The sequence below is a fragment of the Streptomyces sp. NPDC003016 genome, from assembly GCF_053591455.1.
In genome coordinates this window covers 13,216-38,718 of record NZ_JBSFTV010000058.1, presented here as the reverse complement: position 1 = coordinate 38,718, position 25,503 = coordinate 13,216, and the positions used below count along the sequence as shown (strand labels likewise).

20 protein-coding genes and 1 pseudogene are annotated in these 25,503 nt (G+C 69.8%); 13 read left to right on the top strand and 8 right to left on the bottom strand.

What is annotated here, in order from left to right:
- Positions 1-56: 56 nt before the first annotated feature.
- The 4 genes from ACWDZ4_RS32505 to ACWDZ4_RS32490 all read right to left on the bottom strand — a co-directional run bounded on the left by ACWDZ4_RS32505 (position 57) and on the right by ACWDZ4_RS32490 (position 5,078).
- On the bottom strand, positions 57-1,667 hold the full coding sequence (locus ACWDZ4_RS32505; RefSeq protein WP_451511974.1) for an FAD-dependent oxidoreductase: 1,611 nt from the start codon (positions 1,665-1,667) through the stop codon (positions 57-59).
- A 16-nt stretch (positions 1,668-1,683) separates the two neighbouring features.
- The gene (gene glpK, locus ACWDZ4_RS32500) at positions 1,684-3,225 is read right to left on the bottom strand and encodes a glycerol kinase GlpK (RefSeq protein ID WP_451511973.1); all 1,542 of its coding nucleotides are present in this window, start codon (positions 3,223-3,225) and stop codon (positions 1,684-1,686) included.
- A 54-nt stretch (positions 3,226-3,279) separates the two neighbouring features.
- Positions 3,280-4,071 (bottom strand): MIP/aquaporin family protein, encoded by a 792-nt coding sequence (locus ACWDZ4_RS32495; protein WP_451511972.1) that lies wholly within the window; start codon positions 4,069-4,071, stop codon positions 3,280-3,282.
- Between the two features lie 242 nt (positions 4,072-4,313).
- Positions 4,314-5,078, bottom strand: a complete 765-nt coding sequence (locus ACWDZ4_RS32490; RefSeq protein ID WP_344493331.1) for an IclR family transcriptional regulator — start codon at positions 5,076-5,078, stop codon at positions 4,314-4,316.
- A gap of 252 nt (positions 5,079-5,330) precedes the next feature.
- Between ACWDZ4_RS32490 and metH the strand changes: the two genes are divergently transcribed.
- The 4 genes from metH to ACWDZ4_RS32470 all read left to right on the top strand — a co-directional run bounded on the left by metH (position 5,331) and on the right by ACWDZ4_RS32470 (position 13,412).
- Positions 5,331-8,846 carry a methionine synthase gene (gene metH / locus ACWDZ4_RS32485; RefSeq protein WP_451511971.1) on the top strand — a complete coding sequence of 1,172 codons (3,516 nt, stop codon included), beginning with the start codon at positions 5,331-5,333 and terminating at the stop codon, positions 8,844-8,846.
- A 102-nt stretch (positions 8,847-8,948) separates the two neighbouring features.
- Complete coding sequence (locus ACWDZ4_RS32480) at positions 8,949-9,650, top strand: HAD family hydrolase (protein ID WP_451511970.1); 702 nt, start codon at positions 8,949-8,951, stop codon at positions 9,648-9,650.
- A 499-nt stretch (positions 9,651-10,149) separates the two neighbouring features.
- Positions 10,150-11,751: an ABC transporter substrate-binding protein gene (locus ACWDZ4_RS32475; RefSeq protein WP_451511969.1), complete on the top strand. Its 1,602-nt coding sequence runs from the start codon at positions 10,150-10,152 to the stop codon at positions 11,749-11,751.
- A 71-nt stretch (positions 11,752-11,822) separates the two neighbouring features.
- A complete protein-coding gene (locus ACWDZ4_RS32470) occupies positions 11,823-13,412 on the top strand; it encodes an ABC transporter substrate-binding protein (RefSeq protein WP_451511968.1) in 1,590 nt (529 codons plus the stop codon).
- 55 nt (positions 13,413-13,467) lie between these two features.
- On the opposite strand, the gene ACWDZ4_RS32465 is transcribed toward ACWDZ4_RS32470, so the two are convergent.
- Together ACWDZ4_RS32465 and ACWDZ4_RS32460 are read right to left on the bottom strand one after the other, a co-directional pair.
- Positions 13,468-14,139, bottom strand: a complete 672-nt coding sequence (locus ACWDZ4_RS32465) for a response regulator (protein ID WP_451511967.1) — start codon at positions 14,137-14,139, stop codon at positions 13,468-13,470.
- A gap of 13 nt (positions 14,140-14,152) precedes the next feature.
- The gene (locus ACWDZ4_RS32460; RefSeq protein WP_451511966.1) at positions 14,153-15,046 is read right to left on the bottom strand and encodes a RecB family exonuclease; all 894 of its coding nucleotides are present in this window, start codon (positions 15,044-15,046) and stop codon (positions 14,153-14,155) included.
- 126 nt (positions 15,047-15,172) lie between these two features.
- Between ACWDZ4_RS32460 and ACWDZ4_RS32455 the strand changes: the two genes are divergently transcribed.
- From ACWDZ4_RS32455 to ACWDZ4_RS32445, 3 genes are all read left to right on the top strand, one after another.
- The gene (locus ACWDZ4_RS32455; protein WP_451511965.1) at positions 15,173-16,396 is read left to right on the top strand and encodes a site-2 protease family protein; all 1,224 of its coding nucleotides are present in this window, start codon (positions 15,173-15,175) and stop codon (positions 16,394-16,396) included.
- Between the two features lie 68 nt (positions 16,397-16,464).
- A complete protein-coding gene (locus ACWDZ4_RS32450) occupies positions 16,465-17,373 on the top strand; it encodes a tRNA (adenine-N1)-methyltransferase (protein WP_093801640.1) in 909 nt (302 codons plus the stop codon).
- A gap of 176 nt (positions 17,374-17,549) precedes the next feature.
- The gene (locus ACWDZ4_RS32445; RefSeq protein WP_451511964.1) at positions 17,550-18,116 is read left to right on the top strand and encodes a hypothetical protein; all 567 of its coding nucleotides are present in this window, start codon (positions 17,550-17,552) and stop codon (positions 18,114-18,116) included.
- Between the two features lie 4 nt (positions 18,117-18,120).
- On the opposite strand, the gene ACWDZ4_RS32440 is transcribed toward ACWDZ4_RS32445, so the two are convergent.
- Positions 18,121-18,441, bottom strand: coding sequence for a ferredoxin (locus tag ACWDZ4_RS32440; RefSeq protein ID WP_451511963.1), 321 nt, complete (start codon positions 18,439-18,441; stop codon positions 18,121-18,123).
- Between the two features lie 241 nt (positions 18,442-18,682).
- Between ACWDZ4_RS32440 and arc the strand changes: the two genes are divergently transcribed.
- The 6 genes and pseudogenes from arc (at position 18,683) to prcA (ending at position 24,383) form a co-directional block, all read left to right on the top strand.
- Positions 18,683-20,449 carry a proteasome ATPase gene (gene arc, locus ACWDZ4_RS32435; protein WP_451511962.1) on the top strand — a complete coding sequence of 589 codons (1,767 nt, stop codon included), beginning with the start codon at positions 18,683-18,685 and terminating at the stop codon, positions 20,447-20,449.
- Positions 20,450-20,710: 261 nt separating this feature from the next.
- Positions 20,711-22,222, top strand: a complete 1,512-nt coding sequence (dop, locus tag ACWDZ4_RS32430) for a depupylase/deamidase Dop (RefSeq protein ID WP_451511961.1) — start codon at positions 20,711-20,713, stop codon at positions 22,220-22,222.
- Between the two features lie 125 nt (positions 22,223-22,347).
- A complete protein-coding gene (locus ACWDZ4_RS32425) occupies positions 22,348-22,566 on the top strand; it encodes a ubiquitin-like protein Pup (protein ID WP_093801645.1) in 219 nt (72 codons plus the stop codon).
- A 118-nt stretch (positions 22,567-22,684) separates the two neighbouring features.
- Positions 22,685-22,768, top strand: a pseudogene (locus tag ACWDZ4_RS32420) (endonuclease VII domain-containing protein); the annotation flags it as partial.
- Positions 22,750-23,565, top strand: coding sequence for a proteasome subunit beta (prcB, locus tag ACWDZ4_RS32415; RefSeq protein WP_451511978.1), 816 nt, complete (start codon positions 22,750-22,752; stop codon positions 23,563-23,565). The pseudogene ACWDZ4_RS32420 and the gene prcB, both read left to right, overlap by 19 nt.
- Positions 23,566-23,618: 53 nt before the next feature.
- The gene (gene prcA / locus ACWDZ4_RS32410) at positions 23,619-24,383 is read left to right on the top strand and encodes a proteasome subunit alpha (RefSeq protein ID WP_451511960.1); all 765 of its coding nucleotides are present in this window, start codon (positions 23,619-23,621) and stop codon (positions 24,381-24,383) included.
- A 70-nt stretch (positions 24,384-24,453) separates the two neighbouring features.
- On the opposite strand, the gene ACWDZ4_RS32405 is transcribed toward prcA, so the two are convergent.
- Complete coding sequence (locus tag ACWDZ4_RS32405; protein ID WP_451511977.1) at positions 24,454-25,458, bottom strand: LacI family DNA-binding transcriptional regulator; 1,005 nt, start codon at positions 25,456-25,458, stop codon at positions 24,454-24,456.
- Positions 25,459-25,503 lie beyond the last annotated feature (45 nt).

Sequence of the window (25,503 nt, the reverse complement as noted above, 5' to 3'; positions counted from 1 at the left end):
GGGGCGGCCGTCAGGACGGCCGCCCCTTACCCACGCCGCTGCGGAAGGGAGCGCGGTCAGGCCTTCTTGCCCAGTACGTCCTCGACCTTGGCGCGGACCTCGTCCGTGGCCAGGCCCCGGATCGTCAGCGTCGTACGGCGGCGCAGTACGTCGTCCGCCGTCTCGGCCCACTCGTGGTCACGGGCGTACACGACCTGCGCCCAGATCTCCGGCGCGTCCGGGTGGATGCGCTCGGCCAGCGCCGCATCCTCGTTGGCCAGGCGCGCGATGTCGAAGGACAGCGAGCCGTAGTGCGTGGCCAGGTGACGGGCGGTGTCGGCGGACATCCGGGGGCCCGGCGTACCGCCGTCGACGAGCAGCCGGTGGGCTACCGCGTTCGGGTTGGAGATGCCCGGCAGCGGCAGCTTCCTGGGCAGGCGCGAGATCGGCTCCATGTCCTCGCCCAGCGGGTGGCCGGGGAGGGCGGCGAGCTTGTTCATGACGGTGCGGCCGATGTGACGGAACGTCGTCCACTTGCCGCCCGCGACCGACAGCATGCCGCCGCGGCCCTCGGTGACGACCGTCTCGCGCTTCGCCTTCGAGGTGTCACCGGGACCGCCCGGCAGCACCCGCAGGCCCGCGAAGGAGTACGTGATCAGGTCGCGGGACAGCTGCTGGTCGCGGATCGAGAAGGCGGCCTCGTCCAGGATCTGGGCGATGTCCTTCTCGTTGACGGCGACGTCCCCCGGGTCGCCCTCGTACTCCTCGTCGGTCGTGCCGAGCAGGAGCTGGTCCTCCCACGGCAGCGCGAAGGTGATGCGGTACTTGTCGATCGGCGTGGCCAGCGCGGCCCGCCAGGGGGCGGTGCGCCTGAGGACCAGGTGCGCGCCCTTGGAGAGCCGGATGGAGGGGGCCGCGTCCGGGTTCTCCAGTGTGCGCAGGTGGTCGACCCACGGGCCGGTGGCGTTGAGCACCAGACGGGCGTTGACGCCGAACTCCGAACCGTCCAGCCGGTCCTTGAGCTCCGCGCCTGTGACCCGGCCGCGGGTGAAGCGCAGGCCGGTGACCTCGGCGTGGTTGAGGACGGTCGCGCCCGACTGGGCGGCGGCCCGGACCGTCATCAGGGCCATGCGCGAGTCGTTCATCTGGTCGTCGCCGTACACGGCGACGGCCTTGAGGTCGTCCGTACGCAGCTCCGGAACGTCACGCGCCGCCTTCGACGGGCTGATGACGTGGCCGACCCCGTCCCCGAAGGCGGACAGCGCCGAGTAGGCGAAGACGCCCGCACCGAGCTTGGCCGCGCCGTGCGGACCGCCCTTGTAGACGGGGAGGTAGAAGGTCAGCGGATTGGCCAGGTGCGGCGCCACGTCGCGCGAGAGCGCCCTGCGCTCGAAGTGGTTCTCCGCGACCAGCCTGACCGCGCCCGTCTGGAGGTAGCGCAGTCCGCCGTGGAGCAGCTTGGAGGAGGCGGAGGAGGTGGCGCCGGCGAAGTCGCCGGCGTCCACCAGGGCCACCCGCAGCCCGGACTGCGCGGCGTGCCAGGCGGTGGAGATGCCCAGGATGCCGCCGCCGATCACCAGGAGGTCGTACGCCGCCTTGGAAAGCTGGTCCCGGGTCTCGGCGCGGCTCGCTGTGGAACCGTCGGCCGGGTGCGTCCCGAGGGCCGGAACGCTCTGCAGGATGGTCATGGTGGGTAACTCCTCGTCAGCTCTCGTCGTCGAGCCAGCCCATGGACCGCTCCACGGCCTTGAGCCAGTTCTTGTACTCGCGGTCCCGCTTGGCCGCGTCCATGCGGGGGGTCCACTCGGCGGCCCGGCGCCAGTTGGCGCGCAGCTCGTCGGTGCCGGTCCAGAAGCCGACGGCCAGGCCGGCGGCGTAGGCGGCGCCGAGGCAGGTGGTCTCGGCGACCATCGGGCGCACGACCGGTGCGTCCAGGAAGTCCGAGAGCGTCTGCATCAGCAGGTTGTTGGAGGTCATGCCGCCGTCGACCTTGAGGGCGGTCAGCTCGACGCCCGAGTCCTTGGTCATGGCGTCGCTGATCTCGCGGGTCTGCCAGGCGGTGGCCTCCAGGACGGCACGGGCGATGTGCGCCTTGGTGACGTACCGGGTGAGGCCGGCGATCACACCGCGGGCGTCGGGACGCCAGTACGGGGCGAAGAGGCCGGAGAAGGCGGGCACGAAGTACGCGCCGCCGTTGTCCTCGACCGAGGAGGCCAGCGTCTCGATCTCGGCGGCCGACTTGATCAGGCCCATCTGGTCGCGCATCCACTGGACGAGCGCGCCGGTGACGGCGATCGAGCCTTCGAGCGCGTAGACGGGCTTCTGGTCGCCGATCTGGTAACCGACGGTCGTCAGCAGGCCGTTGTAGGAGTTGACGGGCTTGTCACCGGTGTTCATCAGCATGAAGGTGCCGGTGCCGTACGTCGACTTGGCCTCGCCCTCGGAGAAGCACGTCTGGCCGAACAGCGCCGCCTGCTGGTCACCGAGCGCGGAGGCGACGGGCACGCCCGCCAGCGGCCCCGCCTCGGCGACGCCGTACACCTCGGCGGAGGAACGGATCTCCGGCAGCACGGCGGCCGGGATCTCCATCGACTGCAGGATCTTCTCGTCCCACCGCATCTCGTGCAGGTTCATGAGCAGGGTGCGCGAGGCGTTGGTGACGTCGGTGACGTGCACGCCGCCCTCGGTGCCGCCCGTCAGGTTCCAGATGACCCAGGAGTCCATGGTGCCGAAGAGGATGTCGCCGGCCTCGGCGCGCTCGCGCAGGCCCTCGACGTTGTCGAGCAGCCAGCGCACCTTGGGGCCCGCGAAGTACGACGCGAGGGGCAGGCCGGTCTGGCGGCGGAAGCGGTCCTGGCCGACGTTGCGGCCGAGCTCCTTGCAGAGCGCGTCGGTGCGGGTGTCCTGCCACACGATGGCGTTGTGGACGGGTTCGCCGGTGTTCTTGTCCCACAGCAGCGTGGTCTCGCGCTGGTTGGTGATGCCGATCGCTCTGACGTCGGCGGGCGTGAAGCCCGGATTGTTGTGGGCCGCCTTGCGGATGGCGCCGGCGACGACCTCCTGGACGTTGGTCCAGATCTCGGCCGCGTCGTGCTCGACCCAGCCCGGCTTCGGGAAGATCTGCTCGTGCTCCTTCTGGTCGACCGAGACGATCCGGCCGTCCTTGTCGAAGACGATGCAGCGGCTGGACGTGGTGCCCTGGTCGATGGCCGCGATGAAGGGGCCGGTGGTGTGTGCGTCGGTCACGGTGTGCTCCATGAGGTCTGTACGGCTCGGTACGGGCTCTGTCCGGCAGGGGACTCAGGCGAAGGCGATCCGGTAGATGCCGCCGGCGAGGGCGCCGCCGATCAGCGGACCCACGATCGGGACCCACGCGTAGCCCCAGTCCGAACCGCCCTTGTTGGGCAGCGGAAGCAGAGCGTGCACGATCCGGGGGCCGAGGTCACGCACCGGGTTGATCGCGTAGCCGGTCGGGCCGCCGAGCGAGAGGCCGATGCCGACCACGAGGAGGGCGGTGACCAGCGCGCCCAGCGTGCCGAGGCCGTTGCCCTCGTCGTTGAGGCCCTGCGTGAGGATGGCCAGGACCAGCACGACGGTCGCGATGACCTCGGTCATGACGTTCTGCACGGCGTTGCGGATCTCGGGGCCCGTGGAGAAGACGCCGAGCACAGGACCGGCCTTGGGGGCGGTCTTCTGATCGACCATCCCCTCCTCGGCGGGCTGCGCCGCGACGACCTCGGGGTCGGTGAGGTGCGCGCGGAACTGGCCGTAGTACGTCAGCCAGACGAGCACCGCGCCGATCATGGCGCCGAACAGCTGGGAGACGAAGTAGAGCGGTACGTCGCTCCACCGGGTCCCGCCCTCGATCGCGAGGCCGACGGTGACCGCGGGGTTGAGGTGCGCGCCGGAGACGCCGCCGGCCAGGTAGGCGCCGGTCAGCACGGCGAAACCCCACCCGAAGGTGATGGCGAGCCAGCCCGCGTTCTGGGCCTTCGAGCGCTTCAGCGTGACGGCGGCGCAGACGCCGCCGCCCAGCAGGATGAGCACGGCGGTACCGATGGTCTCGCCGATGAAGATGTCGGAGCTGGACACCCGCGACTCCTTTGTCCTTCGTCCAGGGGAAAGGCGAACTCCGGGTCCCTCCGGTGGTTCGCGCCCTCATCGAGGGCCTAGCCGGTCCCTTGGCGTTGCCACACTCTAACGCGTATTGCCGGTAGGTGTTCGACAATGCCGACCGATGAACGGCAGTTTTGTCCCCGTCACCACACACGTCAAGGGTTCTGCGACCGGTATCGCGATCGTTACCGGCGGGACGGAAGAGGGTGGTACGTGCCTCAGAAGCGCCCGGCGCCCAGATCCCGGGACACCGCGCGCGCGCAGTCCCGTACGGCGGCCACGAGGTCGGGGCGGAGCTCTCCGCCCGCGCAGATCCGCTCGACGGCGCCGGTGACACCGACCGCGCCGACGGGCATCCGCCGCCGGTCGTGGATGGGGGCGGCGATCGAGGCCACCCCGTCCCAGGTCTCCTCCACGTCGGCGGCCCAGCCGCGCGCCCGGGTCAGGTCGAGCACCGCCTCGAAACCCTCCGGGTCCGTGATCGTGCGCGGGGTGAAGGCCTCGCGCTCGTTCTCGAGGACCTCGTTGTGGGCCACCGGGTCGTACGCCGAGAGGACCTTGCCCAGGGCGGCGGAGTGCAGCGGCTGCATCGCGCCCACCTCCAGCACCTGCCGGCTGTCGTCCGGGCGGAAGACGTGGTGGACGATCAGTACGCCCTTGTGGTGCAGGACGCCGAGGTAGACGCTCTCGCCGCTGGAGCGGGCCAGGTCGTCGGTCCACACCAGCGCGCGGGCGCGCAGCTCGTGCACGTCCAGATAGGTGCTGCCGAGACGCAGCAGTTCGGCGCCCAGCTGGTAACGGCCGGAGGCGGGGTCCTGCTCGACGAAACCCTCCGCCTGGAGGGTGCGCAGGATGCCGTGCGCCGTACCCTTGGCGAGGCCGAGGGACGAGGCCACCTCGGTCAGGCCGAGCCTGCGCTCGCCGCCGGCGAGCAGGCGCAGCATCGCCGCCGCCCGCTCGAGCGACTGGATGTTCTTCGCCACGATCGGGCACCTCCACCTCGGTTCGACAATGCTGAACACTATCGGCTCATGTCGACCTGGCGTCACCGTCAGTCGCTCTGCCGGCCGCTCCGTCGGTGGCCGCGCCGGTGGCCGGAGCCATCAGAACACGGCGTCCGTCCGCCCCGTGGGACGCCTTCACACCGAGGGCGGGGGCACGGTTACGCTGGCCGGGTGCCCCTTCCGCCGGGAAAGGGCAAAGCCGACAGCCGTCGCACTCCAGGGAGCAGATCCATGGCCTCGTTGCCGACCCCCACGCCTGCCAGCCACAGCAGCCGCGCAGACGCCCTCCGCGAAGCGCTCGCCAGCCGAGTCGTCGTCGCCGACGGGGCGATGGGCACCATGCTCCAGGCGCAGGACCCCAGCCTGGAGGACTTCGAGAACCTCGAAGGCTGCAACGAGATCCTCAACATCACCCGCCCGGACATCGTGCGCTCCGTCCACGAGGAGTACTTCGCGGTCGGCGTGGACTGCGTCGAGACCAACACCTTCGGCGCGAACCACTCGGCGGCGAACGAGTACGAGATCGCCGACCGGATCTTCGAGCTGTCCGAGTCGGGTGCGCGCATCGCGCGTGAGGTCGCCGACGAGTTCGTCGCCAGGGACGGCCGCCAGCGCTGGGTCCTGGGATCGATCGGTCCCGGCACCAAGCTGCCATCGCTCGGCCACATCGCGTACGACGTGCTGCGGGACGGCTACCAGCGGAACGCCGAAGGGCTGCTCGCCGGTGGTGCGGACGCCCTGATCGTGGAGACCACCCAGGACCTGCTCCAGACCAAGTCGAGCCTGATCGGCGCGCGCCGCGCGATGGACGCCCTGGGCATCGACGTGCCGCTGATCTGTTCGCTCGCCTTCGAGACGACCGGCGTCATGCTGCTCGGCTCGGAGATCGGCGCCGCCCTGACCGCCCTGGAGCCGCTGGGCATCGACCTGATCGGTCTGAACTGTTCGACGGGCCCGGACGAGATGAGCGAGCACCTGCGCTACCTCGCCCGCCACTCGCGTACGCCGCTGATGTGCATGCCCAACGCAGGCCTTCCCGTGCTCACCAAGGACGGCGCGCACTTCCCGCTCGGCCCCGACGGTCTCGCCGACGCCCAGGAGACGTTCGTCCGCGACTACGGCCTGTCCCTGATCGGCGGCTGCTGCGGCACGACCCCCGAGCACCTGCGCGTCGTCGTCGAGCGGTCCCGCGGCCTCGCCCCGGGGCAGCGCGACCCGCGCCCCGAGCCGGGCGCCGCCTCGCTCTACCAGTCGGTCCCCTTCCGCCAGGACACCGCCTACATGGCGATCGGCGAGCGCACCAATGCCAACGGGTCGAAGAAGTTCCGCGATGCCATGCTGGAGGCCCGCTGGGACGACTGCGTGGAGATGGCGCGCGACCAGATCCGTGAGGGCGCGCACATGCTCGACCTGTGCGTGGACTACGTCGGCCGCGACGGTGTGGCCGACATGGCGGAGCTGGCCGGCCGCTTCGCCACCGCCTCCACCCTCCCCATCGTGCTGGACTCCACGGAACTGCCCGTCATCCAGGCCGGCTTGGAGAAGCTCGGCGGCCGCGCGGTCATCAACTCGGTCAACTACGAGGACGGCGACGGCCCGGAGTCCCGTTTCGCCAAGGTGACCGCACTCGCCAAGGAGCACGGCGCCGCGCTGATCGCGCTGACCATCGACGAGGAGGGCCAGGCCCGCACCGTCGAGCACAAGGTGGCCATCGCCGAGCGGCTCATCGCCGACCTGACCGGCAACTGGGGCATCGAGGAGTCGGACATCCTCATCGACTGCCTCACCTTCACCATCTGCACCGGGCAGGAGGAGTCCCGCAAGGACGGCATCGCCACGATCGAGGCGATCCGCGAGCTCAAGCGCCGCCACCCGGACGTCCAGACCACCCTGGGTCTGTCGAACATCTCCTTCGGCCTCAACCCGGCCGCCCGCGTCGTCCTGAACTCCGTCTTCCTCGACGAGTGCGTCAAGGCCGGCCTGGACTCCGCGATCGTGCACGCGAGCAAGATCCTGCCCATCGCCCGTCTGGAGGAGGAGCAGGTCCAGGTCGCCCTCGACCTGATCCACGACCGCCGCGCCGAGGGCTACGACCCGCTCCAGAAGCTGATGGCCCTCTTCGAGGGCGTCAACATGAAGTCGATGAAGGCCGGCCGCGCCGAGGAGCTGATGGCCCTCCCGCTCGACGAGCGCCTGCAGCGCCGCATCATCGACGGCGAGAAGAACGGCCTGGAGGCCGACCTCGACGAGGCCCTCCGGTCCCGTCCGGCCCTGGACATCGTCAACGACACGCTGCTGGAGGGCATGAAGGTCGTCGGCGAGCTGTTCGGGTCCGGGCAGATGCAGCTGCCGTTCGTACTCCAGTCGGCCGAGGTCATGAAGACCGCGGTGGCGCACCTGGAGCCGCACATGGAGAAGACCGACGACGAGGGCAAGGGCACCATCGTGCTGGCCACCGTCCGCGGCGACGTGCACGACATCGGCAAGAACCTCGTCGACATCATCCTGTCCAACAACGGCTACACGGTCGTCAACCTCGGCATCAAGCAGCCGGTCTCCGCGATCCTGGAGGCCGCACAGGAGCACAGGGCCGACGTCATCGGCATGTCCGGCCTCCTCGTCAAGTCCACGGTGATCATGAAGGAGAACCTCCAGGAGCTCAACCAGCGCAAGATGGCCGCGGACTTCCCGGTCATCCTCGGCGGCGCCGCCCTCACCCGGGCCTACGTCGAGCAGGACCTGCACGAGATCTACGAGGGTGAGGTCCGCTACGCCCGCGACGCCTTCGAGGGGCTGCGCCTGATGGACGCCCTGATCGGCGTCAAGCGCGGCGTCCCCGGCGCCAAACTCCCCGAGCTCAAGCAGCGCCGCGTGGCCAAGCTGGACACGCCCCTCCTCGAGGTCCAGGAGCCCGAGGGCCCGTCCCGCTCCGACGTCTCCACCACCAACCCGGTCCCCACCCCGCCGTTCTGGGGCACCCGCGTGGTCAAGGGCATCGGCCTCAAGGAGTACGCCTCCTGGCTCGACGAGGGTGCGCTGTTCAAGGGGCAGTGGGGCCTCAAGCAGGCCAGGGCCGGCGACGGGCCGACGTACGAAGAGCTCGTCGAGACCGAGGGCCGTCCCCGGCTGCGCGGCTGGCTGGAGCAGCTCCACACCAAGAACATGCTGGAAGCCGCCGTCGTCTACGGCTACTTCCCCTGCGTGTCCAAGGGCGACGACCTCATCCTCCTGGGCGAGGACGGCTCCGAGCGCACCCGCTTCACCTTCCCGCGCCAGCGCCGCGGCCGCCGCCTGTGCCTGGCCGACTTCTTCCGCCCGGAGGAGTCCGGCGAGACGGACGTGGTCGGCCTCCAGGTCGTCACCGTGGGATCGAAGATCGGCGAGGCCACGGCCGAGCTGTTCGCATCGAACTCCTACCGCGACTACCTCGAACTCCACGGCCTCTCCGTCCAGCTGGCCGAGGCGCTCGCCGAGTACTGGCACGCCCGCGTCCGCTCCGAACTCGGCTTCGCGGCCGAGGACCCGGCCGAGGTCGAGGACATGTTCGCCCTCAAGTACCGCGGCGCGCGCTTCTCGCTCGGTTACGGCGCCTGCCCCGACCTGGAGGACCGCGCGAAGATCGCCGGCCTGCTCCAGCCCGAGCGGATCGGGGTGCACCTCTCCGAGGAGTTCCAGCTCCACCCGGAGCAGTCCACCGACGCGATCGTCATCCACCACCCCGAGGCGAAGTACTTCAACGCGCGCTAGCGAGCCCGGCGGGTCGTACACTGGTCGGTCCAGTGCAGGCCGGTTGCCTTCCCCCCCTGGGGAGGCGGCCGGCCTTCTCGTCCCTCCAGGAGGTGTGCCCGGATGACCAGTACCGTCCCTGCGCCCAGTACCCGTACGGCCGAAGGCTCCGCCCTGCAGGCCGTTTTCCTCGACATGGACGGCACCCTGGTCGACACCGAAGGGTTCTGGTGGGAGGTCGAGGCGGAGGTCTTCGCGGACCTCGGGCATGTGCTGGACGAGGCGTGGCGCGACGTGGTGGTCGGCGGGCCCATGACCCGCAGTGCGGGCTACCTCATCGAGGTGACCGGCGCGGACATCACCCTGCCCGAGCTCACGGTGCTGCTCAACGACCGCTTCGAGAAGCGCATCGGGCGCGGCGTGCCGCTGATGCCGGGTGCGGCGCGGCTGCTCGCCGAACTGGCGGCGCACGAGGTGCCCACCGCCCTGGTCTCCGCCTCGCACCGGCGCATCATCGACCGCGTGCTGGAGACGCTCGGCCCGGAGAAGTTCTCGCTCACGGTCGCGGGCGACGAGGTGGCCCGTACGAAGCCGCACCCCGACCCGTACCTGCACGCGGCGGCCCGGCTGGGCGCCGACCCCCTGAGATGCGCGGTCGTCGAGGACACGGCGACCGGTGTGGCGGCCGCCGAGGCGGCCGGCTGCCGCGTGGTGGCCGTGCCGTCCGTCGCGCCGATCGCGCCCGCGCGCGGCCGGGTCGTCGTGGGATCGCTCGAAGAAGTCGATCTCGCCTTTCTCCGGACGTTGATCACGCGAATGAACTGATCCGTGCACTGAGCGTACTTCCGCTAATGGCCGGAAACTCTGGGCATTGGGCCGTGCATTTTCCGTGACGCGCGGAACGGGAAATGCGCAGTCGGTCAAATGGCTTGACCGGGTGACGTTTGTCACCCCGAAGGCCGCCGCGGGGGGCGTCCGGGAGGGTCAAAGCGCCTCCGAGGGACTGTAATTGGCGCCCTTGTGTCCGCATTGATGGGGTGGTGTACGAATCATTCCCACCCCACGGCGTCGGCGCTCCGGGATTCATGATCACCGGCCGATAACGGACCGGCACGCCTCCGGTCCAGGATTCCCGGTGTTTCCCACTAATCTCAACGCGAGAACTTCGCCGCATCATCACGTGCCTCAGCGCCCAACCAGTTGCTGGGACCACGTACCCGATCGCTCTGATCCCGGCCCGATCGCTCCGCCCCGACCGGGCGGCCGCGGCGGAGTGTCCAGTACACCGCTGAAACTCAGTGCCGGATGAGGGAGAACGTCCAGGATGAACCGCAAGACTTTGGTGCTGCCGGCCATGATTGGCCTGCTCGCGCCCGTGCTCGCCGCGTGCGGCGGCTCGGACGGCGGCGGCAGGGGCGGTGAGGCCATAGTCGTGGGCACCACGGACCAGTTCGTTGCCACGAAGGAGGCTCCCGCGCCCTTCGATCCGGCGTTCGCCTACGACGCAGGCGCCTGGAACGTCCTTCGGCAGACCGTCCAGATGCTGATGCACGTCCCGCGCGGCGGCGGCGAGCCGGTGCCGGACGCGGCCTCCAAGTGCGGTTTCACGGACACTCAGAACGAGAGCTACCGCTGCACCCTGCGCAGCGGGCTGAAGTTCTCCGACGGCGACACGATCACCGCCGAGGACGTCAAGTTCTCGATCGAGCGCGTGCTGAAGATCAACGACGACAACGGTCCGGTCGCGCTGCTGTCGAACATCGACACGATCGAGACCAACGGCGACAGCGGAATCGTCTTCCATCTCAAGACGCCGGACGCCACGTTCCCGTACAAGATCGCGACGCCCGCCGCGGCCATCGTCGACCCCGACACGTACAAGGCGGACAAGCTCCGGGCCGGAGTCGACGCCGACGGCTCGGGCCCGTACACGCTGGAGACGGAGACCGAGGGCGACAAGGTCGTCAAGGCGGTCTTCACCAAGAACCCCCATTACAAGGGCGACCTGAGCCTCCGGAACGACAAGGTCGAGCTGCGGTCCTTCGAGGACACCGAGTCCATGGAGAAGGCGCTCAGGGACGGCGACATCAGCATGATGACGCGCACCCTGCAGCCCGGCCAGATCAAGGACCTGTCGGAGAACCCGCCCGAGGGCATCGACCTCGTCGAGATGCCCGGCCTGGAGATCCGCTACCTCGGCTTCGACACCGAGGACTCCACGGTGAAGAGCAAGGCGGTGCGCCAGGCCCTGGCCTCCGTCGTCGACCGCGGGCAGCTCGCGAGCAAGGTCTACCCGGCCACGGCCGAACCGCTCTACTCGCTCATCCCGAACACCATCCCCGGGCACCAGAACGCGTTCTTCAACAAGTACGGCGAGCCGAACGCGCGCAAGGCGGCCGGCATTCTGAGCGCGGCGGGCATCAGCACGCCGGTGAAGCTGACGCTGAACTACACGACCGACCACTACGGCTCGGTGACGAAGAAGGAGTTCGAGGTGCTCCAGGAGCAGCTCAACGCCACGAAGCTCTTCGACGTCGGCATCAAGGGCACCGAGTGGTCGAAGTTCCGTGCCAGCCAGAAGCGCGGCGAGTACGCCGTCTACGGCATGGGCTGGTTCCCCGACTTCCCGGACGCCGACAACTACGTCGCGCCGTTCCTGGGCAAGGACAACTTCCTCAACACCCCGTACGCGAACAGCGAGACCAGGAACAAGCTCATCCCCGAGTCGCGCCGTGCCGCCGACCGGAGCGCGGCCACGGAGACGTTCGAGCGGATCCAGGAGATCGTCGCCAACGACGTGCCGGTGCTGCCGCTGTGGCAGGGCAAGCAGTACGTCGCCGCGCGCGACGACATCACCGGCGTCGAATGGGCCGTCAACTCCTCGGCGGACCTGCAGCTGTGGGAGTTGGGCCGCGGCGTCTCCTGACGTCGGCAGTACCCGGCCGCGAAGACCGCGTCGCCGGTGGTTAATTCATCGAATCTGTGAGGCAAGGATCCGTGAAAAGGCGTAACCAGTGGCTGACGGCCCCGCTCGCGGCGGGACTCGCGGCGGGTCTGCTCAGCGGTTGTGGCACCGAGGAGGGCGGCTCGGGGGGCACGGGTGACGCGGTGGTCATGGGCATGTCGGACGAGGTGCTGGCCACCGATCCGGCGTCGGGCTACGACCCGGGCTCCTGGCTGCTGTTCAACAACGTCTTCCAGTCGCTGCTGGCCTTCCCGAAGGGCGGCTCGGTGCCGGAGCCCGAGGCCGCGAAGGAGTGCGGCTTCGACGACGACGCCAGCAAGGTCTTCCGCTGCACGCTGCGCGACGGTCTGAAGTTCAGCAACGGCAACAGCCTGACCTCGAAGGACGTCAAGTACTCCTTCGAGCGCTCGCTGAAGATCAACGACAAGGCCGGCCCGGCGGCGGTCATGCTCTCCTCCATCGACACGATCGAGACGCCGGACGACCAGAGCGTCGTCTTCCGCCTCAAGGTCCCGGACGCCACCTTCCCGAGCAAGATCGCCTCGGGTGCCGGCTCCATCGTCGACCACCGCGAGTACGCCTTCGACAAGCTCCGTACCGACAAGCAGGCGGTCGGCTCGGGGCCGTACAAGCTGGAATCCTTCGACCAGGGCGAAGCGGTCTTCTCCGTCAACGGCGAGTACAAGGGCACCGCCGAGGTGAAGAACTCCGGCGTCACCGTGAAGTTCTTCCACGGCGACCAGAAGGCGCTGGCCGCGTCCCTCAAGGCGCGCGACGTGGACATCGCCTACCGAGGACTCGCGATCGCCGACATCACCGAGCTGGAGAACGCGACGGCCGGCAGCTCCGGCGGCGTCGAGGTCGTCGAGGGCTCCAGCGCCGAGGTCCAGCACCTGGTCTTCAACATGAAGGACCCGGTCGCCGGCAAGCTCGGCGTGCGCAAGGCCATGGCGTACCTCATCGACCGCGACGCCCTGGTGCGGGACGTCTACCAGTCCACCGCGACCCCGCTGTACTCGATCGTCCCGGCCGGCATCGGCGCCCACAACACGGCGTTCTTCGACACCTACGGGGGCAGCCCGCAGCCCGGCAAGGCCGAGGCGGCCCTGCGCGACGCGGGGATCACCGGCAAGGTGAAGCTGACCCTCTGGGCCACGCCCAGCCGCTACGGACCCGCCACGGTCCAGGAGTTCAAGGCGATAGCCAAGCAGCTCAACAAGAGCGGGCTCTTCGAGGCCAAGGTCGAGTCCGTCGGGATCGAGCAGTACGAGGAGGACATCGCGGCCGGCAAGTACGGCGTGTACGTGAAGGGCTGGGTCCCCGACTACCCGGACCCGGACAACTTCACCCAGCCGTTCTTCGGCAAGGACAACGTCCTGGGCAACAACTACGAGAACAGCCAGATCACCGGCCGGATCATCCCGGGCACCGCCGCCTCGGCCGACCGCACCAAGGCCGACAAGGACTTCGGCAAGCTCCAGGACATCGTCGCCGAGGAGCTGCCGGTCATTCCGCTGTGGCAGGGCAAGCAGTACGCCGTCGCCCACGACAACATCTCGGGCCTGGAGTGGACCCTGGACGCGTCGACCGTCTTCCGTTTCTGGGAGATCAGCAAGGGCTGAGGGCACGGGTCGGCCGGTGACGGCCGGCACGTGCCGGGCCGGGTCCCGGCGTCCGCTACTGGGCGCCGGGCCTGACCAGGCCGCTCTCGTACGCGTACACCGCGGCCTGCACCCGGTCGCGCAGCCCGAGCTTCGTCAGTACGTGCCCCACATGCGTCTTCACCGTCGTCTCGCTCACGAAGAGGTCGGCGGCGATCTCCGCGTTGGACAGCCCCCGGGCCACCAGCTTCAGCACCTCGACCTCGCGCTCGGTCAGCGTGTGCAGCGTGTCCGGGACCTGCTCCTCGCCGGACGGCAGGTGGTCCGCGTACTTGTCGAGCAGCCGGCGCGTGATGCTCGGCGCCAGCATCGCCTCGCCCGCCGCGACCACCCGGATCGCCTGCACCAGCTCGGTGGCGGGCGCGTCCTTCAGCAGGAAACCGCTGGCCCCGGCGCGCAGCGCCTCCACGACGTACTCGTCGAGGTCGAACGTGGTCAGCACGAGCACCTTCGCCGGACCGTCCTTGCCGGGACCGGTGATCTGGCGGGTCGCCTCGACGCCGTCCATCCGCGGCATCCGGATGTCCATCAGGACCACATCGGGCTGCAGCGCCCGGACCTGATCGATCGCCTGCAGACCGTCTCCGGCCTCACCGACGACCGCGAGATCCTGCTCGGCCTCCAGAATCATCCGGAAGCCGGTGCGCAGCAGCGGCTGGTCGTCGACCAGTAGGACGCGGATAGCCACAGAGTCTCCTTCGCTAGACCGGCCCCATTCTGCCCTGGCCGCCCCGGGGCGGATCGGCCGGGCGCTCCGTGACGGCGACGGGCAGCGGGTACGCCGGGGGAGTGCCGCCGAATTCCGGGCAGACCGCCCGGTGGTCGCACCATCCGCAGAGCTTGGTCGGGCGCGGCCGCCAGTCACCGGTCTCGGTGGCCTCCCTGATCGCGTCCCACAGTGCGAGCAGCTTGCGCTCGACCCGCTCCAGATCCGCCTCGACCGGGTCGTACGTCAGCACGTCACCGCTGCCGAGGTACACCAGCTGGAGCCGGCGCGGCACGACGCCCTTCCACCGCCAGATCACCAGCGCGTAGAACTTCATCTGGAACAGCGCGCCCTCGGCGTACTCCGGCCGCGGCGCCTTGCCCGTCTTGTAGTCCACGATCCGCACGTCGCCGGACGGGGCCACGTCCACCCGGTCGATGATGCCGCGCAGCCGCAGGCCCGACTCCAGCTCCGTCTCGACGAAGAGCTCCCGCTCGGCCGGCTCCAGCCTCGTCGGGTCCTCCAGCGTGAACCACCGCTCGACCAGTTCCTCGGCCTCCGTCAGCCAGCGCGACAGCCGCTCGCCCTCCGGATCCTCGGTGAACAACTCCATGAGCTGGGGCTTCGACTCCAGGAGCCGCTCCCACTGGCCGGGCACCATCGCCCTGGCCCGCCCCGCCGTGCGCTCCGTCGCCGGATCGTCGAAGAGGCGCTCCAGCACCGCGTGCACCAGCGTGCCCCGGGTCGCCGCCTCGCTCGGCTTCTCGGGCAGTTTGTCGATCACCCGGAACCGGTAGAGCAGCGGACACTGCATGAAGTCGCTCGCCCGCGAGGGGGACAGCGACGTGGGGCGCTGGGCAGCGTCGTCCCGACCGGAACTCGTAGTCATGTCCAAGACCCTACGACCCGCCACTGACAGCCGTCCGCATACCATCGACGGCAGACCCTCTCGCGCTGCCCGGCCGGCGGACCGCCCGGTGCAGCGGCGAGTGACGCCTGCGAACGAAGGGCCCCTGTGAACGAGAGCGGCGAGCGCGACAAGCGCGGCGGGAGCGACGGGCACGGCGACAAGCCGCAGCGCCCGCGCGAGCCGGGCGGCGGCCTCCTCATGGGCCGCCCGTTCGGTGTGCCCGTCTACGTCGCCCCCAGCTGGTTCCTCGTCGCGGCGCTCATCACCTGGGTCTTCGGCGGCCAGCTCGACCGCGTGCTCCCGGAGCTGGGCAACCTCCGCTACCTGGTCTCGCTCTTCTTCGCCGTCGCCTTCTACGCCTCCGTGCTGGTCCACGAACTGGCCCACACCGTGGCGGCGCTGCGCTTCAAGCTGCCGGTGCGCCGCATCCAGCTCCAGTTCTTCGGCGGCGTGTCCGAGATCGAGAAGGAGTCGGAGACACCGGGGCGCGAGTTCGTCCTCGCCTTCGTCGGCCCGCTGCTCTCGCTCGTACTGAGCGGCGTCTTCTACGCGGGCATGCGGGCCGTGGAGCCCGGCACCGTGCCCGGCGTCCTGCTGGCCGGCCTGATGATCTCCAACCTCATCGTGGCCGCCTTCAACCTCCTGCCCGGCCTGCCGCTGGACGGCGGGCGGATGCTCCGCGCCATCGTCTGGAAGATCACCGGCAAGCCGATGAGCGGCACGATCGCCGCGGCCTGGGTCGGCAGGGCGCTCGCCGTCGCCGTCCTCATCGGCCTCCCGCTGCTCACCCACACCGGCGCCCTCGGCAACTCCACCGAGGACATCGGCGGCATGGAGACCGTCACCGACGCCCTGCTCGCCGCCATCCTCGCCGCGATCATCTGGACCGGCGCCGGCAACAGTCTCCGCATGGCCCGGCTGCGCGAGCACCTCCCCGGCCTGCACGCCCGTACGCTCACCCGGCGCGCCGTCCCCGTCGAGCCGGACACCCCGCTCTCCGAGGCCCTGCGGCGCGCCAACGCGGCGGGCGCCCGCGCCCTGGTCGTCGTCGACGGGCAGGGGGAGCCCACCGGTGTCGTCCGCGAGGCGGCCATCGTCGCCGTACCGGAACACCGCAGGCCCTGGGTGGCGGTGAGCGGCCTCGCGCAGGACCTCACCGAGGACATGAAGATCGAGGCCGAGCTGGCGGGCGAGGCCCTGCTGGAGCACCTGCGGGCCGCCCCGGCCACGGAGTACCTGGTGCTCGAGGAGACGGGCGAGATCTACGGTGTCCTGTCCACCGCCGACGTGGAGCGCGCCTTCGTGTCGGCCATGGCCCGCCCGCAGTAGACGGCTCCGGCCCGCCCGTCGCCGTACCGCGGCGAAATCGGCCACGAAAAGACCGGTAGGCTGGTCACATGTCCGAACCGACCGGTGCCGCCCGCCGTCGCGGCCCCTTCCAGGTCGGGGACCAGGTCCAGCTCACCGACCCCAAGGGACGCCACTACACGTTCACGCTCGAGGCCGGGAAGAATTTCCACACCCACAAGGGTTCCTTCCCCCACGACGAGCTGATCGGTGCTCCCGAGGGCAGTGTTGTCCGTACCACGGGAAACGTCGCCTATCTCGCGCTGCGCCCCCTGCTCCCCGACTATGTCCTGTCCATGCCCCGCGGTGCCGCCGTGGTCTACCCCAAGGACGCGGGGCAGATCCTGGCCTTCGCCGACATCTTCGCCGGCGCCCGCGTCGTCGAGGCGGGGGTCGGCTCCGGCTCGCTGAGCAGCTTCCTGCTGCGCGCCATCGGCGACCAGGGCATGCTGCACTCCTACGAGCGCCGCGAGGACTTCGCCGAGATCGCCACGCAGAACGTGGAGCGCTACTTCGGCGGCCCGCACCCCGCCTGGCAGCTCACCGTCGGCGACCTCCAGGACAACCTGAACGACACCGACGTCGACCGCGTGATCCTCGACATGCTCGCCCCGTGGGAGTGCCTGGACGTCGTCCGCAAGGCGCTCGTCCCCGGCGGCATCCTCTGCTGCTACGTGGCCACCACCACGCAGCTCGCGCGCACCGTCGAGTCCATCCGCGAGATCGGCTGCTTCGCGGAGCCGACCGCCTGGGAGTCGATGATCCGCAACTGGCACGTCGAGGGTCTGGCCGTCCGCCCCGATCACCGGATGATCGGCCACACCGGCTTCCTGCTCACCGCCCGCCGCCTCGCGGACGGCGTGGAGCCCCCGCTGCGCCGCCGCCGCCCCGCCAAGGGCGCGTACGGCGAGGACTACACGGGTCCCGGAAGCGAGAGCGGGTCCGCCTCCCGGGGCTGACCCGGCAACGAACCGGCGCCGCCGTCGAGTTCCCCGACCGACCGGGGAACTCGACGGCGGCGCTTTTCCGTTCCCGGTACGGACCCGTTCCCGTACGGGCCCCGCCGTTCCGCTGCGCTGTGACGTGTGGCACGATGCTCGCCACCCCACCGGCACAGCCCCAGGAGACACCCCGCGTGCAGACCTCCGCCGCCCTGGACCTCGCGCACACCCGGTCCCGCCCGGTGCACTGGCTCGCCACCGCCGCCGCCATGGCCGCGGTCGTGGCCGCGGCCGCCCTGCTCCAGCCGGAAGCCGCCACCGCCTCGCAGTCCGCCCCCGGCCCCGCCGCGCCCGCCGCCCGGGCCGCCGCCGCGCCCGACGCGTCGAGCGCCGTGTACCCGCTGGAGTGCCGCGGCGGGAAGCCCGCCGTGGTCAAGAAGGGCTCCGGCGACCTCGACGGCGACGGCCGGCCCGAGACCGTGGCGGTCGTACGCTGCGCGTCGGGAATCGGCACCCCGCCCAGTGGGGTCTTCGTCCTCACCGGGCCTTCACGCGTCGTGGCGACCCTGGTGGACCCGGCGGACGGGATGGGCGTCAGCGATTTCACCGTACGGGCCGGCGCCGTCTCGGCGACCCTGCTCGGCTACTCGTCGCCGGACGTGGCCCGCTGCTGCCCGGACGTGACGGAGAAGGTCAAGTGGCAGTGGCGGGGCGGCAAGTTCGCCCGGACCGTTCTGCCGGTCGACGCGCGCAGTATGTGATCCGTCACTCCGCGTCAGGGCCGTAGACCTCGACCCTGTCCGAAACCCGACGTACGTGGATGCAGTCGCCCGGGCACTCCTTCGCGGAGTCGACGACGTCCCGGAGGAGCGGCAGCGGTACGGGCGTTGTGGCCCCCGGGCTCTGCAGCAGTTCGTCGCCGGAGCTCTTCACGTACGCCAGGCCGTCGATGTCGAGCTCGAAGACGTCGGGGGCGTACTGCACGCAGATGCCGTCGCCGGTGCAGAGGTCCTGGTCGATCCACACCTCGAGCGGGTCGCCCGTCTGCGCTCCGTCGGCGGTGGGAGCCTTCTCCTGCACGGTCATATCTCCTGCCGTTTCCTGCGCGGTTGTAGCAATTGAAGCCAGCCCTGACGGGTGTTGAACACTTCGACGATACAACCGCCCGCTTTCCGATGTTGATGGGTGGGTATTCCCCTGGTGTGAGGGAGTACGCAAGGGTGAAGATCGGACACACCCCGCAGTCTTTGTGATCTAGGGGTTTCAACCCGCACCCGCCCAGGTAGGGTCAGGAAGCGTCCAGCTCCCCTTGGAGGAGGTGAGGACCGTGGCAGCCCACGACGACGACATCAACCGCGGCATCCGGCCGGGGCGAGGGTCTGAGGACCCCGCCGGCCAGGTTGCCTATCTCGAGCAGGAAATCGCCGTCCTGCGCCGCAAGCTCGCCGACTCTCCGCGTCATACGACGATTCTCGAAGAGCGGATCGTCGAGCTGCAGACCAACTTGGCAGGCGTGTCCGCTCAGAACGAGCGGCTCGCCAATACGCTCCGTGAGGCCCGCGACCAGATCGTGGCCCTCAAGGAAGAAGTCGACCGGCTCGCGCAGCCGCCGGCCGGCTTCGGTGTCTTCCTCATGGCGAACGAGGACGGCACGGCCGACATCTTCACCGGCGGCCGCAAGCTACGGGTGAACGTCAGCCCCGGCGTGGAGCTCGAAGAGCTCCGGCGCGGCCAAGAAGTCATGCTCAACGAAGCGCTCAACGTGGTCGAGGCCATGGAATTCGAGCGCGCCGGGGAAATCGTCACCCTCAAGGAGATCCTTGAGGACGGCGAGCGCGCCCTGGTGCTCGGGCACACCGACGAGGAGCGGGTGGTGCGGCTCGCCGAGCCGCTGATGGACGTGACCATCCGCCCCGGCGACGCCCTGCTGCTGGAACCCAGGTCCGGCTACGTCTACGAAGTCATCCCCAAGAGCGAGGTCGAGGAGCTCGTCCTCGAAGAGGTTCCGGACGTCGACTACGACAAGATCGGCGGTCTGGGCAATCAGATCGAGCTGATCCGCGACGCGGTCGAGCTTCCCTACCTCCACCCCGACCTCTTCAAGGAACACGAACTGCGGCCTCCGAAGGGCATCCTGCTCTACGGCCCGCCCGGCTGCGGCAAGACGCTGATCGCGAAAGCCGTCGCCAATTCGCTCGCCAAGAAGGTCGCCGAGGTGACCGGCCAGCCCGCGGGGAAGAGCTACTTCCTCAACATCAAGGGCCCCGAGCTCCTCAACAAGTACGTCGGTGAGACCGAGCGGCACATCCGTCTCGTCTTCCAGCGTGCCCGGGAGAAGGCGAGCGAGGGCACCCCCGTCATCGTCTTCTTCGACGAGATGGAATCGCTCTTCCGCACCCGTGGCTCGGGTGTCAGCTCGGACGTGGAGAACACCATCGTTCCGCAGCTGCTCGCCGAGATCGACGGCGTGGAGGGCCTGGAGAACGTCATCGTCATCGGCGCCTCCAACCGCGAAGACATGATCGACCCCGCGATCCTGCGGCCCGGCCGGCTCGACGTCAAGATCAAGATCGAGCGTCCGGACGCCGAAGCGGCGAAGGACATCTTCGCGAAATACCTCCGGTCCACGCTGCCGCTGCACGCGGACGACCTGGCCGAGCACACCGGCTCCAGAGAAGCCGCGGTGCACGGCATGATCCAGTCGGTCGTCGAGCAGATGTATGCCGAGTCCGAGGAGAACCGATTCCTCGAGGTCACGTACGCGAACGGCGACAAGGAAGTCCTGTACTTCAAGGACTTCAACTCCGGCGCGATGATCCAGAACATCGTCGACCGGGCCAAGAAAATGGCCATCAAGGCATTCCTCGACCACAACCAGAAAGGCCTTCGGGTCTCCCACCTCCTCCAGGCTTGCGTGGACGAGTTCAAGGAGAACGAGGACCTGCCGAACACCACGAACCCGGACGACTGGGCCCGCATCTCCGGAAAGAAGGGCGAGCGGATCGTATTCATCCGCACGCTCGTCACCGGAAAGCAGGGCGCGGACACCGGACGCTCCATCGACACGGTGGCGAATACCGGTCAGTACCTGTAGATCGCGGACTGGCTGCGGGTGCCCGCGCGGGCGTCCGCAGCCGGTTGCTTTCTCCATGGCGGCGGCCGCCGCGGCGGCCGCCATTTCGACCACACCAGAGCAATGACGGAATTGATCTCCCCACCAGCGCAGAGGCGTTCTAGGCTCTTCGGTACCGCCGGGTCGCGCAGTGCGGGATCGGGGCACCGCACACGCACCGGAGAACCAGCGGTACTTGAGTGCCGCCCCCGTCCGGGGGCGACGCCGGGCAAGGAGGGCCGCATGACCGTACGGCGAGTAATGGGCATCGAGACGGAGTACGGCATCTCCGTCCCCGGCCACCCCAACGCCAATGCCATGCTCACCTCGTCCCAGATCGTCAACGCCTACGCGGCGGCGATGCACCGGGCGCGGCGGGCCCGCTGGGACTTCGAGGAGGAGAACCCACTGCGGGACGCGCGAGGCTTCGACCTCGCGAGGGAAGCCGCCGACAACAGCCAGCTCACCGACGAGGACATCGGCCTGGCCAATGTCATCCTCACCAACGGCGCGCGGCTGTACGTGGACCACGCGCACCCCGAGTACAGCTCGCCGGAGATCACCAACCCGTTGGACGCGGTGCTCTGGGACAAGGCCGGCGAGCGGATCATGGCGGAGGCGGCGCTGCGCGCGGCCCAGCTGCCGGGCGCCCAGCCGATCCACCTCTACAAGAACAACACCGACAACAAGGGCGCGTCGTACGGCACGCACGAGAACTACCTGATGAAGCGGGAAACCCCCTTCTCGGACATCGTGCGCCACCTGACGCCGTTCTTCGTGTCCCGGCAGGTCGTCACCGGCGCCGGCCGCGTCGGCATCGGCCAGGACGGCCACGAGCACGGCTTCCAGATCAGTCAGCGCGCCGACTACTTCGAGGTCGAGGTCGGCCTGGAGACGACCCTCAAGCGCCCCATCATCAACACCCGCGACGAGCCGCACTCCGACGCCGAGAAGTACCGCAGGCTGCACGTGATCATCGGCGACGCGAACCTCTCCGAGATCTCGACGTACCTGAAGCTGGGTACGACGGCCCTGGTGCTGTCGATGATCGAGGACGGCTTCATCAATGTGGACCTCGCCGTCGACCAGCCGGTGCGCACCCTGCACCAGGTCTCGCACGACCCGGCGCTCCAACGGCTGATCACGCTGCGCAGCGGCCGGACACTGACCGCTGTCCAGCTTCAGATGGAGTACTTCGAGCTGGCGCGCAAGTACGTCGAGGAGCGGTTCGGCGCCGACGCCGACGAGCAGACCCAGGACGTCCTGGGGCGCTGGGAGGACGTGCTGAACCGGCTGGAGAACGACCCGATGAGCCTGTCCGGCGAGCTGGACTGGATCGCCAAGCGGGAGCTCCTGGAGGGCTACCGCAGGCGCGACGGCCTGGACTGGGACGCCCCCAGGCTCCACCTGGTCGACCTCCAGTACGCCGACGTACGCCCCGAGAAGGGCCTGTACAACCGCCTGGCGGCCCGCGGCAAGATGAAGCGGCTCCTGGGCGAGACCGCGGTGCAGCAGGCCCGCACGCAGCCTCCTGAGGACACGCGCGCGTACTTCCGCGGCCGCTGCCTGGAGCAGTACGCGGACGACGTCGCGGCGGCCTCCTGGGACTCGGTCATCTTCGACCTGCCGGGCCGGGACTCGCTCCAGAGGGTCCCCACACTGGAACCGTTGCGCGGTACACGCAACCACGTCAAGGAGCTCCTGGACCGCTGCCGTACGGCGGAGGAGCTGGTCCGGGTGCTTTCCGGGGGCTGAAAGGGGCGGCGCGGGGGAATCATCGAGGTGATCCCCACGCGTTGTGAAAGTACGGCGCGGATGTCAGACCCCGCTTGTAGGGTCTGATCAAGGACATCGAACCGAGCGAGCGGGGTGAGGCAGAGATGGCGACCAAGGACACCGACGGCGGACAGCAGAAGGCCACGCGTTCCACCGAGGGGACCGAGGAGACGGCGCAGGAAGCGCAGGGATCCGAGGACCTCAAGGAGCGGCAGGAAAAGCTGTCGGACGACGTCGACTCCGTACTCGACGAAATCGACGACGTGCTCGAGGAGAACGCGGAGGACTTCGTGCGCTCCTTCGTCCAAAAGGGCGGGGAGTAGCGCCTGTTGTCCTCGTCGTCCGCCCCGGTACCGTGATCCAGATCCGGCACACCGGGGCGGATGACCGGCGACCGCACGGGTATGGTCCGTGCACAGTTCGAAAGATCGGCCCGGCCCCCAGGGGCGGGCCGCCGCCTACCCGGAAGGAAACGCGTGGAAGCCAACCCTCGTAGCACCGGGCGTCTGCCGGCTGCCTTCCTGACGCCGGGCTCGTCGTCGTTCATGGACTTCCTGGGCGACCACGCCCCCGAGATGCTGCCGGGAAGGCGTGTCCTGCCGCCCATGCAGGGCGTCGTGGAGGCGCCGCACGGCACGACCATCGTCGCGGCCGCGTTCCCCGGCGGCGTGGTGCTCGCCGGTGACCGGCGGGCCACCATGGGCAACATGATCGCGCAGCGCGACATCGAGAAGGTCTTCCCGGCCGACGAGTACTCGGCGGTGGGCATCGCGGGTACCGCCGGTCTGGCCGTGGAGATGGTCAAGCTCTTCCAGCTGGAGCTGGAGCACTTCGAGAAGGTCGAGGGCGCCCAGCTGTCCCTGGAGGGCAAGGCGAACCGGCTCTCCACCATGATCCGCAGCAATCTGGGCATGGCGATGCAGGGGCTGGCCGTCGTCCCGCTCTTCGCGGGCTGGGACGCCGACCGCGACAAGGGCCGCATCTTCTCGTACGACGTGACGGGCGGCCGCTCCGAGGAGCACGGCTTCGCGGCCACGGGCTCCGGGTCCATCTTCGCCCGCGGGTCGATGAAGAAGCTCTACCGCGACGATCTGACGGAGCAGCAGACGACCACCCTGGTCGTCCAGGCGCTGTACGACGCCGCCGACGACGACTCGGCGACCGGCGGCCCGGACATGGCCCGCCGTATCTACCCGATCGTCACCGTGATCACCGAAGAGGGGTTCCGGCGGCTCAACGAGGCGGAGTCCTCCGAGCTCGCCCGCTCGATCCTCGAGCGGCGGATGGAACAGCCCGACGGTCCCCGGGCCGCGCTCCTCTGACGGCCCCTGTCTTCCGAACCCACGTGCCACTGACAGAAAGGGACGGATAGCCGGTGTCGACGCCGTTCTATGTCTCACCCCAGCAGGCCATGGCCGACCGGGCGGAATACGCCCGGAAGGGCATCGCCCGCGGTCGCAGCCTTGTCGTGCTGCAGTACGCCGACGGCATCGTATTCGTCGGCGAGAACCCGTCCCGTGCGCTGCACAAGTTCAGCGAGATCTACGACCGGATCGGCTTCGCGGCCGCCGGCAAGTACAACGAGTACGAGAACCTCAGAATCGGCGGCGTCCGGTACGCCGATCTGCGCGGCTACACCTACGACCGTGCAGATGTGACGGCCCGTGGCCTCGCCAACGTCTACGCGCAGACGCTGGGCACGATCTTCTCCAGCAACGGGGAGAAGCCGTACGAGGTGGAGCTGGTCGTCGCGGAGGTCGGCGCCCGGCCCGAGGGTGACCAGATCTACCGGCTGCCGCACGACGGTTCGATCGTGGACGAGCACGGCTCGGTCGCGGTCGGCGGCAACGCGGAGCAGATCAGCAGCTTCCTCGACCAGCGCCACCGGGACGGGATGACGCTGGCGGAGGCGCTCAAGCTCGCCGTGCAGGCGCTCTCGCGGGACACCAACGGAGGCGAGCGGGAGATCCCCGCCGAGCGGCTCGAGGTCGCGGTCCTGGACCGTACGCGGCCGCAGGAGCGGAAGTTCAAGCGCATCGTCGGCCGCCAGCTGACCCGCCTGCTGGAGGCGGACGGCGACGCGGCCGCGCCCACCGACACCCCTTCGGACACCGAGGACACCGAGGGCGCCGGGGAGTAGCCGCTCCGGACCTTCCGGCCTGTGCCCCGGACCGCCCAGCGGCCCGGGGCACAGGCGTGCCGGAGACCTGTCAGGCGTGTGCGGTGGAGCCGCGGACCATCAGTTCCACCGGGAGGTCGCCGCCCTCGGGCCTGCGGCCGTCCAGGACGGCCAGCAGCGCCGCCATGCCCCGCTCTCCGACCTGTTCGGCGGGCAGCCGCACGGTGGTGAGTTCGGGTTCCACCGCGGTCGCGAGGGCCAGATCGTCGAAGCCGGTGACCGAGACGTCCTCGGGCACCCGCAGGCCCAGCCGCCGCAGCGCCTTGCAGGCGCCCGCGGCGAGGATGTCGTCGTCGCAGACGAGCGCCGTCGGCCGGGGCCCGGGGCCGGTGAGCGCCAGCTCGGCGGCGCGCCGGGCGCCGTGTACGTCCAGGGGCGCCGACACCGTGCGTACGACGGCGTCGGGGGCCTGACGCAGCGCGGCGTGGAGCGCTCCGGCGCGTACGTCGAAGGTCCAGGAGTCCACGGCCGACGCGAGGTGGACGAACCGGCGGTGGCCGAGGGCGAGCAGATGCTCCGTCACCTGGCGCATCCCGTCGGCGATGTCGAGGTTCACGTGCGCGGCTGCGCCGGGGTCCGCCGGATCGCTGTCGAGCATCACGAGCGGCAGCCCCGCGCCCCGGATGGCCCCCAGGGCGCCGGCCGCCATGGAGGACGCGATGACGCCGTCCAGCGCGGCCCGGGCCGAGGCGAAGGGGTCCCGGGCGGGGCCCGTCCCGTCGGGGGAGGGATAGAGGACGACGCCGAAGTCGTGCTCGGCGGCCGTGCGGGCGGCGCCCGCGTAGACCCGGGCGAAGAACTCGTTGGTGAGCGCGGGCACGACGAGCAGGGCGGTCCTGGTCCTGCCGAGGCGCAGGTTCCGGGCGGCGAGGTTGGGCCGGTACCCGAGCTCCCGCGCCGTCCCGCGCACCAGGTCCGCGGTGCGCTCCGAGACCCGCCCGCGCCATTTGTCACCCAGCACGAGCGACACGGTGGCCTGCGAGACCCCGGCGGCGCGGGCGACGTCCCTGCTGGTCGGCGTCGTGGCGGGCGCCACCGGGCGGGCGACGGCGCGGGCGTCGTGGGGGTTGTCCGGGCTGGT